The organism is Granulicella sp. L60 (assembly GCF_009765825.1).
GTDB lineage: Bacteria > Acidobacteriota > Terriglobia > Terriglobales > Acidobacteriaceae > Edaphobacter.
In genome coordinates, this window is sequence record NZ_LMUR01000015.1 from 85,372 (window position 1) to 99,342 (window position 13,971).

The following is a 13,971-nucleotide window of genomic DNA, read 5'->3' on the forward strand; positions in this document are numbered from 1 at the left end:
CCCACCAATCCCTTCTGTTGAAATCCTAAGAATCTGATTTAGCTCTCGTTTCCTTATGAAGACGCATACGTGTGTCTTCATGTTTCCAGCTTGGACCTGTGTGGAAGAGACGAGAGTTGCGCTTTTCGCGGTTAGCGTTTGCTTACTGCGGCACTCCCGACTTCGGGAATAAATGGGCGACGAGCCTAATCTTCCTGTCCATGGCCAAACTGCAGGTTCCACCAAAGCGCTGAGGGAGAGGCTTGCCATGATTGATCGCCTTATCGAATTTTCTCTAAAAAATAAGTTTATCGTTGTCATGCTCTGGATCGGAATCGCGGGCTGGGGCCTGTGGGCGATGCTTCGCGCACCCATCGATGCTATTCCAGATCTGAGCGATAACCAGGTGATCGTATTCACCGATTGGCAGGGACGCAGCCCGCAGGAGGTGGAAGACCAGATTACATATCCGCTCACCGTCAATCTGCAAGGACTGCCGGGAGTTAAGGTAGTGCGCTCCTCGTCGGCATTCGGCTTCTCGATGATCTTCGTTATCTTCAACGATGATGTCGATCTTTACTTCGCGCGCACGCGCGTGCTGGAGCGTCTCAATCTTGTCACGAAGCAGCTTCCCACGGGCGTCGTTCCAACGCTTGGACCGGATGCGACGGGTGTGGGACATGTCTTCTGGTACACGGTGGAGGGCGGAGGGAAGAATCTACGGGACCTGCGCTCGCTGCAAGACTGGTATGTGCGCTACCAACTTAACTCTGTCCCAGGCGTCGCCGAAGTAGCAAGCATCGGCGGTACGGTGCAGCAGTATCAGATTGATGTGGATCCCAACCGGCTACGCACTTACGGGATTCCACTCAGTTTGGTGATGCGTGCTGTGATGGCGAGCAACTCGAACGTGGGCGGCAATGTCATCTCCGAAAACGGTTCCTGGTCGATCGTGCGCGGACTTGGACTGATCGAAAATCTCGACGACATCCGCAACATTGTTGTCGGCTCTCACAATGGCACTCCCGTATTCGTGAAGGATCTGGGCGATGTCAAAATCGGCGACGCATTCCGCACCGCCGCCCTTGTTAAGAACAGCTCCGAGGCGGTCGGCGGAGTGATCGTGGCGCGAACGGGCGAGAACACCGAAGATGTCATCGACCGCGTAAAACAAAAGATCAAGGAGATCGAACCCGGGTTGCCGCCGGGCGTGCATATCGTTCCGTTCTATGACCGATCGCAGTTGATCGAGGCCACCGTCGATACACTCCGTCACTCGTTGATCGAAGAGGTCATTCTAGTCACGCTCGCGCACGTCATTTTCCTGATGCACTTCCGCAGCATTCTGGTTGTCACCGTACCGTTGCCGCTTGCCGTGCTCTGCTCCTTCCTGCTGATGCACTACGCGCATGTGACCTCGAATGTAATGTCGCTTGCGGGCATAGCCATCGCAATTGGAGTATTGGTCGATGCAGGCATCGTTGTGACTGAAAATGCATTCCGGCACCTGGAAGGCGTAGATACGAACGATAGGAAGCTTGTCTTTGCAACCGTCATGAAGGCCACAAAGCTGGTTGGCCGTCCGACGTTCTTCTCAATGGCGATTATCATCCTTGCGTTTGTCCCGGTGTTCGCGCTTACCGGACAGGAAGGAAAGCTCTTTCATCCACTTGCATTCGCAAAGACTTTTGCCATGGTGAGCGCGACAGCGATTGCGCTGACGCTGGTGCCTATTCTTTGCATACTCCTGCTCCGCGGCAAGTTTCATTCGGAAGACCAGAACCCTGTCATGCGGTTTTTGCAGCATCTCTATCGGCCAGCCCTGTCCTGGGCTTTGGATCACCGCGCCATCACACTTGGCATAGCTGTTGTCTTCCTCAGCGGTGCCATAGTTCTGGCTTCCGGCATAGGCAGCGAATTCATGCCACCACTCAATGAAGGCGACATTATGTTTATGCCTATCGCAGACGCGAGCATCTCGCTTTCGCAAAACATTGACTACGCGAAGCGGCAGGACAAAGTGCTGGAGAGTTTTCCCGAAGTCGCCTATGTCGCAGCCAAAATAGCACGGGCTGACACCTCAACCGATCCAGCTGGGCTGAACATGACGGAGACCATCGTGCATCTCAAGCCACACGAACAGTGGCGACCCGGCATGACGCTTCCGAAGCTCAAGAGCGAGATGGATCGCGCCGTCTCTTTACCCGGTGTGGCCAACGTCTGGACTCAGCCGATCATCAACCGCATCGACATGCTGACGACCGGTATCCGGTCGGAGATTGGTATCAAGGTATTCGGGGCAGATCTGACAGAACTTGAAGCAAAGGCCCGTGAGATTGCTGACGCCGTACGCACGGTGAAGGGCGCGAGTGATATCTACCCGGAGCAGGTCACGGGTGGCCTCTATCTCGACATTAAATCGAATCGCGAGGCAGCGGCCCGCTACGGCATTGATGTTGGCGAGATTCAGAACGTCATCGAGACGGCCATCGGTGAAAACAATCTAACCACAACTATTCAAGGGCGGCAGCGCTTCCCAGTGCGCGTTCGCTATGCACCCGAGTTCCGGGACAATCCTGCAGATATTGCCAACGTTTTCGTGACAGGGGCAAATGGGGCACAGATTCCACTGGGACAAGTTGCAGATATCCATCAGGTAGCCGGACCAGCCCAGATCAATAGCGAAAATGGCCTGCTGGAAGTTTCAGTTCTAATGAATACGCGCGGCCGGGACGCCGGCAGCGTCATCGCGGATGCGGAGAAAGCCATCCGCGCAAAAGTGAAGATGCCCACTGGTTACTACTACAGCTGGAGCGGGCAGTTTGAGAATGAAGTCCGGGCAAAGAAGACATTGCAGCTTGTAGTGCCGATCGCTATTGGCATCATCTACATCCTTCTTTATCTGACCTACCGCTCTTTCCTCGAAGCGGCGCACGTTTTGCTTGCCGTGCCGTTTGCTCTCAGTGGAGGACTCTACCTGCTCTGGCTGTTGCACTATAACTTCTCGGTCGCAGTCTGGGTCGGGTTTATCGCACTCTTCGGTACAGCGGTGCAGACAACGGTTGTCATGGTGATCTACCTCGAAGAGGCCGTGGGGAGAGCAAAACTCAAGCACGGCATGCTGACCATCGCTCATTTGCGCGATGCAGTCATGGAAGGAGCGCTTCTTCGCCTTCGTCCGAAGTTCATGACGGTGTCGACCATCGTTGCGGGCTTGCTCCCGATCTTCTGGAGTACGCGCGTCGGCTCTGAGGTGGTCCGTCCTCTGGCAACGCCTGTTCTTGGCGGCATGGTTAGCTCTCTCGTCCATGTACTGATCGTCACTCCGGTCATCTTCTTGTCGCTGCGGGAGCGCGAACTGCGTCGTGGCCAACTTCAGACTGAAGAGATGCAACCAGCACAAGCCAGTCCGGCATTTCCAACCTCACTCTAAGGAGAACTTTTGTGAAGACCTTCTATGCGATCTTATTGACGTTCATCGTTGCTCTATCTGGGTGCAACGGTAACAAAGTTAACCTTTCATCTCTGAAGCCAGCCGCGACCCGGACCGTCGGGAAGCTCACCATCGTGTTCCTGAACAAGAGCGGTGAGCTGATGCAGGGGCAGAATGAATTCGTCATCCAGTTCAAGGATGACCAGGGACAGCCTGTTGATGTCGGTGATATGCAGCTTGGCTCGAACATGTCGATGCCCGGCATGAGTCCGATGTCGGGCGACGCCGAGATTACGCCGGTCGGCCAAACGGGGGTTTATAAGGTGACCTCGAACTTCGCGATGAGCGGAGCCTGGCACTTCACCCTCTCCTGGAGTGGGCCATACGGACAGGGCCACGCAACCTTTAACAATAACGTTAGGTAGGGAACATGAAACGGATGCTATTTGCTTATCGACCGTGGTTATTGATGACGGTGGTGTTGGCAGGTTCTGTATTACTCTCTGCGCAGAGCGTTCCGCCTCCAGACATCACGTCTCATTCCGCGAGTGATTTTATTGACATCAAGCAAGGAGTTACCGAGGCAGAACTTGTAACCCGAGCTCTGGCTTCCAATCCTATGGAACTGGCGCAACGTCAACAGATTGCGATGACCGAAGGTGACATTACACAGGCAAACTTGCGTAAAAACCCCTCGCTTACGCTTGGTGGACTTAAGGAAGTGAATGGCGGAGATAACAGCTTTAACGCCGGTGGCATGTTGCCGTTGGAACTATACGGACGCCGTGCCCGCCGCACTGAAGTGGCCCAGAGTAAGGAGGGGGCGACGCAGCAGAGCGTGGCCGATCAGGAACGCTTACTCGCAGGAGAAGTGCGCACTCGTTTTGGAGAAGCACTCGCTTCCATACGCAATCTGATGTTTACCGAGCAGCTTCTTCAGGTGAACTGGGACTTCCTGAAGCTCATGGAAGATCGCGTACGTGAAGGAGCCACGCCTCCACTTGATGCGAACGAAACGCGTGTCGAAGTCAACCGCATCGAAGCCATGCGCATCGACTATCAGGCGAAAGCAGAGGTTGCGCTGCTTGCTCTCAAGGAAGCTGTAGGCATAGACCCGGAGGAATTCATCCGGCTGAGAGGAGCGCTAGAACTCGCACCCCTCGCCTATGACCAGAAGCAGCTTCTACAACTGGCGGTGGAGCATCGGCCCGACTTGGCATTTCAGCGAGCGAACGAGGCTTTGGCTAACGCAGAACTTCGTTTAGATAAGGCAACGGCAAGGCCGGACGCCAGCGTATTCGGTGGCTATCAACGCCCGGATGTCGGATTTTCGCAGCAAGGATTCGATGCAGCGGGGAATCTTGCTCCGATACGTCAGACGTTCAACTACGCTATCTTCGGGCTCAACATCGATCTGCCACTCTTCAATCGTAATCAAGGTGCTATCGTTGCGGACACTGCAGCTATCCAGGCAACACGAAGCCAGGTCGCAGCGGTCAACCTGACGCTTCGCCATGAGGTTGCACAAAATCTGGTCCGGTTCAGCGGCGCACAGGCGCGGGTCGCGCTCTATCGAGCCGGTGTACGTGATCAGGCAAACCACAACCTAGACGTCGTCCGCCAGACCTATAGCTATGGTCGCACTACCCTACTCGATGTCATCGCCGAACAGCGTCGTTACATCGATATCGAAACCGGATATACGGACATATTGCTCGATGCGTATACGGCTCGTATTGCTCTCGAACAAGCAGTCGGAACCAACCTGCCCTGAAAGGTGAAGCGATGCAGAATATAGATAAGACGGAAGCGACCTCCACCCCGCGTCGCCGCATGATATGGACTGGCCTCGGCGCAATTGCAATCCTCGCTATCGGAGTCGGGATTTGGTTCAGCACACAACACACTTCCAAACGAAAGGCAAAGCAGGAAGCGCCTATGTCCAGCATGTCCGATGTGGCATCGATGTCATCCATGTCGTCTAAGCCATCTCCCGCCAACAACGATGCCACGGACTCAAACGCAACCAACGCTGGAGTACAGGTAGATCTTGGACCGGACGATCTGAAGAACGCGCAGATTCAAACCGTCCATGTAGACATACAGGAAACTATCAGCACACTTCGTGTTCCTGGGGTCGTCAACGTGGATGAGTACAAAGAAGTGCATGTCACGCCGCTGGTTAGCGGAGTCATCAAACAGGTTCCTGTAGTGCTTGGCGATCATGTGCGGCGCGACCAGGCGATGGCGGTGATCTTCAGCAGCGACCTCGCGGAAGCCGAGACAGAGTATCTTGCGATGATGGCTGCGCTGGAGGCAGATCACAAAAAGCTGCTACGCACCCAGAACCTCGTCAAGCTGGGAGCCGCCAGCCAGCAGGAAGAGGAGGAAGTGACAGCAGATCACCTTGCACACGAAGCTCATGTGCGGGCTGCGCTGGAGAAGCTGCATCTGCTGGGTGCGAGCGATCGTCAGATAAGCGCTTTGAAAGAAGCCGAACAGATTGACGCAAACTTCTCCGTGCCGGCACCCATCAATGGTATTGTGCTCACACGCACTGCGAACCTGGGGCTGGTTACGAACATAGCGCAGGAGCTGTTTACGGTGGCGGACCTGTCAACGGTATGGGTGATGGCAAGTATCAACGAGAAGGATTTCTCGACGATTCGTGTCGGAACAACCGCTGAAGTAACCGCCCCGGCCTATCCAGGCCGAGTCTGGAAGGGTTGTGTTGTCTACATCCAGCCTCAGGTAGATCCCAGCACTCGCACGGCGCAGGCTCGCATTGAGGTTGCGAATCCCGATGAGAGCTTGCGGCTTGCTATGTATATGGATGTCACGTTCATGTCCGCGGGCGGCAAAGGTCTTACGGTTCCCGAATCGGCGGTGCAGGCGATCGGCGAGAAACGTTATGTCTTCCTTCCAGTCACTGATAGCGAAGGTAGTTTTGCCTTCCGGCAAGTCAAACTGGGTCCTGCGTCAAACGGTTTTTATCCCGTTCTGGACGGGCTGAAGCTCAATGACGAAGTAGTCAAGGAAGGCAGCTTCATCCTTAAAGCCGAAGCGATACGTCAGCATCCCGAACTGTAGAGGGTGATAAGCCCATGGACGAGAGCAACGGGATACGACCAGACAATTCATCGAATCCGCAGCCAGAGAAATTTTCTCTGCCTCGGGCAGCGTCAGTCTATTGAGACTGACGCTCTTGCCCTTGGTACGGAGGCAGAAGAATCGAACGCTGACCTCGAACCTAAGCCTGCTGAGCGAAAGCGGACGACGGTTAGGGTTGATACGCTGCGCTTATGCAAGAATTCAATCGTCTTGCAAATTGTGTCGAGCAAACCGCGGAACCTGAAGTCAGCTAAGGCCTACTCGGTCGGTATATGTGATTGGCCTAGGTGTGATCGCCGCTAAGTGCGCGTCAAAACTACTTGATCCAATCACTCCTTTCGAGTTAGCACCGCCGGCAACCGACACTCCATTGCAAGGCGCGTTTACGGCCGCAGACCTCAAGGGTGCCCCATGATGGGTCTTAAGAAGATGGTTACGGTAGCAATCAAAGGATTACAAAAAGATCAGCCAGAAATCCTTCCGGGCCTAAGCAAGGTCTTGCGGGTAGGTTCGCGGATAGCGCCCGACATGATGGTCAAGGCGGCAAGTGGTCCCGTCAACGCAATGCTGGCAGAGACGAACCTCTAGCATAACGAAGAAAGACTTCTCATGGCAATCAAAGCTCTAAGCGCCGCATTGATTACTTTGACATTGATTCTCGCTTTTAGGCACGGCGTGGGAATGTTGCGTTCCTCCCCAGATGAAAAGGCGTTGGCGGAAAAGCTAAAACTTAGTCGGCCGGGACAACTAGCCATTGCCTGGCTCATATTGACGTCCGGTGTACTGATTCTTTTCCCCTCCACGTTTGTAGCTGGCAATCTGCTTGGAGCAACCCTCATTCTGATCGTAGCGGTACTGCAATTACGGGTCGGCGATATTAAGAGAGCGTTTGTCGAAGTCCCGTTTTTACCACTGCCACTGCTAATGATTTACTTGCATCATCCACTAAGAAAATAGATCAGCTTCACAACTGCATCAATTGCATTGAATGTAAGACCTGGTTTAAACCTTTATTAGCGAAAAAGAAAGCACTTCGACTGGAAGCAGATTCCTAGTTGAAGGCTCCCCCATCAAGACAATCGATTACCCTCCTATCATCGCGCTAATATATAGAATGCTCCGCGAGTGGCCGGGGCGATAGCTAACTAACCTTATCGGCATTCTTCTGCAGAAACGCACGCGCATGGGCCACCTCTGGCCGCTTTGTGTGCGCACCACCCTTCGTCACCTTCAGAAGTTGTTTGTAATAACCCGCAGCCTCTTTCGGTTGACCCGATGCTTCGGCCGCACGTCCCGCGTTGTACAGTCCGTTGAAGCGGTTCGGACTGAGCTTCAATGCAGTGCGGTACTGTACCAGAGCATCAGCAGGACGATTGTCAATCATCAACATATCGGCATACATCTCTCGCGCCGGTATATCCACCTCGGCCTGTCCAACCCGGTCCTGAATATCAGCCGCTGCACTGAGCTCCCGTAACGCCTGCTCATCTTTCTTATGCGCGAAGCTCTGCCACGCCTTGATCGTCCCCTGCGTCGTAGGGATCTCCGCGCCAATAGGACTCCCCTCCTTCGCTGTAGCATCCGCAATCAACCCGGCCGCCTCAGCCGCCTTATCGGCATCCACTGCATCGCGCAGATGTCCAGCAGCAATGGCCTGCACCCAGTCACGCATGTACTTCGTCGAGGCGATCGAGTTCGCAGGCTCTCGGATTGCCAGCACAGACTTCCAGTCATGCAGTTCCAACCCGTAGATGCCGGGAAACTCAACCTCAACATAGCTGATGAACGGAGCCATCCCATCGTTCGCAAGATCAGGCTGCGAACGCAGATGTGCCGCCATAGGCTCTGTATAGTCGAACACCCGCTTGGCGTTGGCATCATCCCCTTGTTGCAGGTAGGCATACAGCAGGAACTCGTACGCATGCAGCTCATGCGTCACGCCGCTCTGGTGATTCTTCGCGGCCTGCTCCGAAGTGCGCACCGAGGCTTCGTCGGAATCGATGTCCTCCTGCCACATGCCAAGCCGTGCGAAGATGTGCCCCGGCATATGCAGCGCGTGAGCCGAAGAAGGTGCCATCGCAGCATACTTCTCCGCCGCAGGCAGCCCCTCACGAGCGAGCTGCGGAGAGTCGCACGTATGAATGATGTAGTGCGCAAACCCAGGATGATCCGGATGCGCCTCAAACCCAGGCTCGAGTACTGCAAGCGCCCGACGGGCATCGCCCACCGGGTCCTGCGTTCCAATGCTCGCCGCAAGCGCAAGCCCATAGAACGCTGTCGCCTCTACGTCATCGGGATAAGCCGTATGCAAAGCGCTCATCGCAGCGTTATAGGCATGCAATGCCTTTTCATTCTGCGTAGCATCAGCATGCAGATACCCGCTCAATGCCGCAATATATCTGCGCTCGCGGTCAGTCTTCGCATTCAAAGCTGTAGCCTTATCGATCTCAACAATGCCAGACTTGCGCCGATCCTCCGGCATCCCATCCCAGAACGGACGCCACTCCGTCATCGCCAGCCCCCACTGCGCCATGGCACACTGCGGATCGGCAACAGCAACCGCCTGAAACTGCTTCTGCGCCTCTTCATACCAAAATGAGTGCATCAGGGCGATGCCGCGCTCAAAAGAAGCCTGAACCGTAGCCGCGCAGGAGATCGGCATGTGCACCGACCCAAATTTTTCCATGGCCGCGTTCGCGTCGCCACCTTCTGCGCCGTGATGATGATGTTGGGCAAGGAGACTTGAAGACGAAACAAGAAGGGAGAAAATATAAAACGTACGAGAAAACCTCATCCTTTAAACATGGCAGACACACTTTCTTTCAGCAAATCGTCCAGCCAGCTTTAATTTCGAACAATCGACTCAAGAATTGGATGACGACTCTGGTGTGTCCGGCAGTCCACTCTGGGCGATTCGTGGGTCGAACCGCCTTAATAAATGCGTCGAGATAACAGATAACGGAATCATTTATATATCATCGAGTCTGGAAAGGTCCCCATTTATGAACTTGTTTCATGTTGTTTCCTCGCCGCGTAAAGAGCGGTCAGCATCGATCGAAGTAGCGAACGCGTTCATTGACGTATGGCTCGGGAAGAATCCGAGTGGCGTGGTAGAAACCCTCAACGTTTGGGATGCGCAGCTTCCTGACTTCGACGGGGAAGCCCTCGCCGCAAAGTACGCCGGCCTCGAAGGGAAACAACTCACACCCGGACAAGAGAGAGCATGGAGTGAGATCAAGCGTCTGGCGAATCTTTTTATTCGGGCGGATTTGATCCTGTTTAGCGTGCCAATGTGGAACTTTGGCATTCCCTATAGATTGAAGCATCTGATCGACACTGTTTCACATAAAGACATCCTCTTCACATTCGATGAACGAGGATTACTTGGTTTACTTGGTGGGAAGACCGTTGTCGTTATTGCCGCACGAGGTGCGCAGCTTGGCGGTGATTTTCCGGAGCGTGACTTTGATCACCAAATCGCTTACCTGAAGACATGGTCACATATGGTTGGAATCCAGAATGTTCACGCTGTAGCTATCGAGAAGACACTCTTCGGTCCAGAGGTGGATAGGGCCGCGCGTGCAGCCGCTAGATCTACCGCTGAAGCTCTCGCACACGCTCTTTAAGGAGCTTTAACGACCATCAAATCGTATGTGTAGGAAAGAACCGAATGGTCGAGATCCGACCCCATCCCAACAGGCATCTTTGTCCTGAAATTCGTCGCCTGACTGGATTTCAGACTTGAATGTCTCTGCTCCGAAAGGATTTATAGATGAAGTTTAGTAAGCGAGTCGCATTAGTTGCTCTCTTTGTCTCAATAGCAGGCACGGCTGCATGGCCACAGAATGGCGATATGGTCCAGAACGGCAGCGATATCCCTGCAAAATGGCAAAAGCCTGAAGCGGACTATGACTACGTCAAACGCGAGGTGATGATTCCGATGCGAGATGGCGTCAAGCTGCACACCGTAATCGCCATTCCGAGAGGGGCGCACGACTTCCCCATGTTGCTTGAGCGAACCCCATACGACGCGACCTTCTTTGCGGGAAAAGACAGTCCCCATCTAAGAGACATCGTATGGCCAGCGAACCGGGAATGGGTCGACGACGGTTACATCTTCGTCTATCAGGACATTCGCGGGAAATATGGCTCCCAGGGCGACTATGTGATGACACGTCCTCCGATGGGCCCCATGAACCCGACCAAGACGGACGACACGACAGATGCATGGGACACGGTAGATTGGCTTGTGAAGAACATTTCCGAATCTAACCAGCGGGTCGGAATGATCGGCTCATCATACGACGGGTGGACGGTGACAATGGCACTTCTGGGCCCCCACCCGGCTCTCAAGGTTGCAGCACCCGAAAGTCCGATGATTGATGGCTGGATGGGAGACGACTGGTTTCACTATGGTGCGTTCCGTCAGGTGAACCTCGACTATTTCACTGAACAGACAAGCAACACTGGTAAGGGAGATCCCGTTCCGCGCTGGAGTGCGGACGATTATCAGGATTTTCTGGATGCGGGGTCAGCTGGCAATTGGGCCAATAAGAATGGTTTTCAGCAGCTTGGGTTTTGGAACCGGCTCTCGGCGCACCCGGCATACGATGCCTTCTGGCAAGAGCAAGCTCTCGACAAGTTGGTAATTACCCATCCATCTTCGGTTCCGACCATGTGGCTTCAGGGGTTATGGGATCAGGAAGATATGTACGGGGCTATTCACACCTGGGAGGCTCTGAAAGCTAAAGGCATGGCCGCCAACAACCACCTGGTGATGGGCCCCTGGTATCACAGCCAGGTCAACGGCGCAGCAGAGAATCTCGGTCCCCTCAAGTGGAAGGGAGACACCGCTGCCGACTTTCGCAAGAACGTTCTTATTCCATTCTTCGACACATACCTAAAGGATAGTAAGGCCGCCGAACCCATCTCACAGGTGATGATTTATAATCCTGCGGAGAACCATTGGGATAAGTTTTCTGACTGGCCGGGCGTGACGGAGCGGCATCTCACGCCGCTGTTTCTCCAGTCCAATAGCGGTTTGGCCTTCCATGCAGCGTCAGCAGGTGAAGACAGCTACATCTCTGACCCGGCCAAGCCAGTACCATTCATCGAGGTTCCGTTGCAGTTCAATACTCATTCACGTTGGGCTACCTGGTTAGTTCAGGATCAACGCTTCGCCTCCACTCGTCCGGACGTCATCTCGTATCAAACTCCGATTCTGACTGAGCCTGTTCGAGTTGAGGGAGCGCCCTTTGCGGATATCTTTGCGAAAACGACCGGCACCGACGGAGACTTCGTTGTTAAGATCATCGATGTGTATCCACCAACCGTCGCGGAGCAGCCCGAGATGGGCGGCTATCAGCTGGCCGTTAGCATGGATATCTTTCGTGGCCGCTATCGGAAGAGTTTTGCGGAACCCAGCGCCATCCCTTCAGGAAAGGTACAGGAGTACAAATTCCGGCTGCCAACGGTGAACTATGTGTTCAAACCCGGGCATCGGATCATGGTGCAGATCCAGTCGACACTCTTTCCTCTGTACGATCGCAACCCGCAGACCTATGTGTCGAATATTTTCTTCGCACAGCCCCCGGATTACCAAAAGGCTACGGTCTCCATCGAACGTGGTTCTTCTGGATCCAGTGCCGTTTTGCTGCCGGTGGTGCCAGCCACCACTGCGGTTCAGTAGTTTGTTTAGCAGATGATTGGATCGGGCTCGTGTCATTCAAGAGATAAGAATCTCTTGAATGACACGAGCCCGGTGGCAATTCTGAGTCCGCGTTACTGCTTGCGCAAATTAGAAATCGGGGTGCAGTTCACTCCGCTCGAACTACGCCCTTTCGTACGAGCACATTCCCGTATGGCCTTCTTTCTCCAGTTACAATCACGGCATAGGCCTTCCCTGCTCGCTCTTTGCAGTCTGCAGATGACACCGGGAAAAGCTCAAGATCCGCACCTTCCCGCTTGGATATAACCCTTCGAAACTCTTCGAAGATAGGTGTCTCGTTGTCGGGATTGCCATTCGCAACCATTCGCCAACATGCCTGGGCATCCTTTCGTTCCAGAGGAAGCACCGAAAGCACCGCGTCGAGGATATCTGTGGCGGAGATTCCGTCGAGCCTCGCGATGCGAGGGCCGCCTGCTTCACACGCAAAGTTCGCATCTACTATCGCCAATTCGTGTCTGTGCCCCATAGAGCTCAGAATGTGAAGGACTTCAGGCGAGAGTAATAAACTAATTCCTTTAAGCACGTTGCCTCCTTGACCTACGGGTTCTCAGCCCGATAGCGAATCTAGTTGCTGATAGACGGCAGGGCCGCCTGCGACTACGCGATTTCCCTTGAGCAAAGCATCGCCCACAAAAAACTTGTTCACCCGACCGCCGGCAGCTTCAATGATGGCGATTGCACCGAGGCAGTCCCAGGAGTGCATGTGCGGCTCAACGTGCCTAGAAGTCGTCCTGCGGCAACGTAGGCGAGCGACAATGCGCCAGTGCCATTGCGGAAGAACATTCCCTTTTGATCGAGAAGTTTGGTCAGTGAATCGAACAGGAACGAATGTGGCGAGAGACCAATACTGAACAGGCCTGCTGAAAGATCCGTTCCCGGATGGGCGGCGATGGTATTCCCGTTGACGGTCGCGGGAAATGCCCTTCCCCAGCAAACAGTTCATCACATGGCGGATTGTAGACGAGACCAAATTGGAGCTGTCTATCGAGCACGAACGCGATCGAAATGCACCAATTAGGCATTCCACTTAGGAAAGGTTGGGTCCCGTCGATAGGGTCTACAAATACCGTGCCCTGCTGAGAACTCGGTATGTCCGCTCTCTTCTCCGAAAAACGAATCATCTGGAAAGTGCTCTTTGAAACTGCTACTAATTAGCAATTCCGTATTGACGTCAGCTTCACTAACCAGATCGTGAGATCCTTTGCTCTTGATCGTCAAACTACCAAGCCGTCTGAAGTATTCGTTGGCAAGCGATCCAGCTTTTCGGATGACCGACTGAGCGACTTTGAATCGTGCCAGAATGGGATCTTCCTGCAGATCTACTTCGTGTGAAGATGGATTCATGATTTTGCATTCCCTAAACATTCAGCCGCTAAGAGCGCCACTTATCTGCTGGCTGCAAAGGAATGGCTGCCGCAATGCCGATCTGGCAAAGATGTCCAAGATCTCGGTACTTGAAGTGTGCACTTTTTGCGGAGGTTTAGAAAGGCGACAGCGGTCAAGCCAACGGACTATTGCCAGCGGTTGCGCGTCGGTATAGCTCGCGAACTGCTTGAGTCTGGCAAACAGTCCATCGAGAAGATTTCCCGGACGGTTGGCTACGAAAATCCGGCCTCGTTTCGCAGAATCTTTTGCAGAATAATGGGCCTTTCTCCAAGTGCATATCGGAACCTCCTCGCTGGGGTACCAGCAATCAAGAGGGAGCCACCACCATGGTGAC

12 protein-coding genes and 1 pseudogene are annotated in these 13,971 nt (G+C 54.0%); 9 read left to right on the forward strand and 4 right to left on the reverse strand.

Features of this window, described 5'->3' with window-relative positions; translation table 11 throughout:
* Positions 1–247: 247 nt before the first annotated feature.
* The 6 genes from GSQ82_RS07520 (at position 248) to GSQ82_RS07540 (ending at position 7,480) form a co-directional block, all read left to right on the forward strand.
* The gene (locus tag GSQ82_RS07520; RefSeq protein WP_158791685.1) at positions 248–3,412 is read left to right on the forward strand and encodes an efflux RND transporter permease subunit; all 3,165 of its coding nucleotides are present in this window, start codon (positions 248–250) and stop codon (positions 3,410–3,412) included.
* A gap of 11 nt (positions 3,413–3,423) precedes the next feature.
* On the forward strand, positions 3,424–3,837 hold the full coding sequence (locus tag GSQ82_RS07525; RefSeq protein ID WP_158791686.1) for a FixH family protein: 414 nt from the start codon (positions 3,424–3,426) through the stop codon (positions 3,835–3,837).
* A gap of 5 nt (positions 3,838–3,842) precedes the next feature.
* Entirely contained in the window at positions 3,843–5,186 is a 1,344-nt protein-coding gene (locus GSQ82_RS07530; protein ID WP_158791687.1) for a TolC family protein, read from the forward strand.
* Positions 5,187–5,350: 164 nt separating this feature from the next.
* Positions 5,351–6,502: an efflux RND transporter periplasmic adaptor subunit gene (locus GSQ82_RS07535; RefSeq protein WP_158791688.1), complete on the forward strand. Its 1,152-nt coding sequence runs from the start codon at positions 5,351–5,353 to the stop codon at positions 6,500–6,502.
* A 432-nt stretch (positions 6,503–6,934) separates the two neighbouring features.
* The gene (locus tag GSQ82_RS24705; RefSeq protein ID WP_216847039.1) at positions 6,935–7,111 is read left to right on the forward strand and encodes a hypothetical protein; all 177 of its coding nucleotides are present in this window, start codon (positions 6,935–6,937) and stop codon (positions 7,109–7,111) included.
* A 21-nt stretch (positions 7,112–7,132) separates the two neighbouring features.
* Complete coding sequence (locus tag GSQ82_RS07540; RefSeq protein WP_158791689.1) at positions 7,133–7,480, forward strand: hypothetical protein; 348 nt, start codon at positions 7,133–7,135, stop codon at positions 7,478–7,480.
* Between the two features lie 184 nt (positions 7,481–7,664).
* Here GSQ82_RS07540 and GSQ82_RS07545 read toward each other — a convergent pair whose 3' ends face one another.
* Positions 7,665–9,209 carry a hypothetical protein gene (locus GSQ82_RS07545; RefSeq protein ID WP_254061492.1) on the reverse strand — a complete coding sequence of 515 codons (1,545 nt, stop codon included), beginning with the start codon at positions 9,207–9,209 and terminating at the stop codon, positions 7,665–7,667.
* Between the two features lie 316 nt (positions 9,210–9,525).
* On the opposite strand from GSQ82_RS07545, the gene GSQ82_RS07550 reads away from it, so the two are divergent.
* Positions 9,526–10,149: an FMN-dependent NADH-azoreductase gene (locus tag GSQ82_RS07550; RefSeq protein ID WP_158791691.1), complete on the forward strand. Its 624-nt coding sequence runs from the start codon at positions 9,526–9,528 to the stop codon at positions 10,147–10,149.
* A 146-nt stretch (positions 10,150–10,295) separates the two neighbouring features.
* Positions 10,296–12,212, forward strand: a complete 1,917-nt coding sequence (locus GSQ82_RS07555; protein ID WP_158791692.1) for a CocE/NonD family hydrolase — start codon at positions 10,296–10,298, stop codon at positions 12,210–12,212.
* Positions 12,213–12,339: 127 nt separating this feature from the next.
* On the opposite strand, the gene GSQ82_RS07560 is transcribed toward GSQ82_RS07555, so the two are convergent.
* The 3 genes and pseudogenes from GSQ82_RS07560 to GSQ82_RS25635 form a co-directional block, all read right to left on the reverse strand.
* Positions 12,340–12,774, reverse strand: a complete 435-nt coding sequence (locus GSQ82_RS07560) for an RbsD/FucU family protein (protein WP_158791693.1) — start codon at positions 12,772–12,774, stop codon at positions 12,340–12,342.
* 24 nt (positions 12,775–12,798) lie between these two features.
* The gene (locus GSQ82_RS07565; RefSeq protein ID WP_158791694.1) at positions 12,799–12,954 is read right to left on the reverse strand and encodes a hypothetical protein; all 156 of its coding nucleotides are present in this window, start codon (positions 12,952–12,954) and stop codon (positions 12,799–12,801) included.
* Between the two features lie 103 nt (positions 12,955–13,057).
* Positions 13,058–13,616, reverse strand: a pseudogene (locus GSQ82_RS25635) (inositol monophosphatase).
* A gap of 96 nt (positions 13,617–13,712) precedes the next feature.
* On the opposite strand from GSQ82_RS25635, the gene GSQ82_RS25640 reads away from it, so the two are divergent.
* On the forward strand, positions 13,713–13,970 hold the full coding sequence (locus tag GSQ82_RS25640; RefSeq protein WP_371417179.1) for a helix-turn-helix domain-containing protein: 258 nt from the start codon (positions 13,713–13,715) through the stop codon (positions 13,968–13,970).
* Position 13,971: the final 1 nt, after the last annotated feature.

Coding starts and splice junctions, on each gene's coding strand:
- GSQ82_RS07555 (WP_158791692.1), top strand. CDS start 10,296: ATGAAGTTTAGTAAGCGAGTCGCATTAGTTGCTCTCTTTGTCTCAATA.
- GSQ82_RS07535 (WP_158791688.1), top strand. CDS start 5,351: ATGTCCAGCATGTCCGATGTGGCATCGATGTCATCCATGTCGTCTAAG.
- GSQ82_RS07565 (WP_158791694.1), bottom strand. CDS start 12,954: ATGCACTCCTGGGACTGCCTCGGTGCAATCGCCATCATTGAAGCTGCC.
- GSQ82_RS24705 (WP_216847039.1), top strand. CDS start 6,935: ATGATGGGTCTTAAGAAGATGGTTACGGTAGCAATCAAAGGATTACAA.
- GSQ82_RS07550 (WP_158791691.1), top strand. CDS start 9,526: ATGAACTTGTTTCATGTTGTTTCCTCGCCGCGTAAAGAGCGGTCAGCA.
- GSQ82_RS07530 (WP_158791687.1), top strand. CDS start 3,843: ATGAAACGGATGCTATTTGCTTATCGACCGTGGTTATTGATGACGGTG.
- GSQ82_RS07540 (WP_158791689.1), top strand. CDS start 7,133: ATGGCAATCAAAGCTCTAAGCGCCGCATTGATTACTTTGACATTGATT.
- GSQ82_RS07545 (WP_254061492.1), bottom strand. CDS start 9,209: ATGGAAAAATTTGGGTCGGTGCACATGCCGATCTCCTGCGCGGCTACG.
- GSQ82_RS07520 (WP_158791685.1), top strand. CDS start 248: ATGATTGATCGCCTTATCGAATTTTCTCTAAAAAATAAGTTTATCGTT.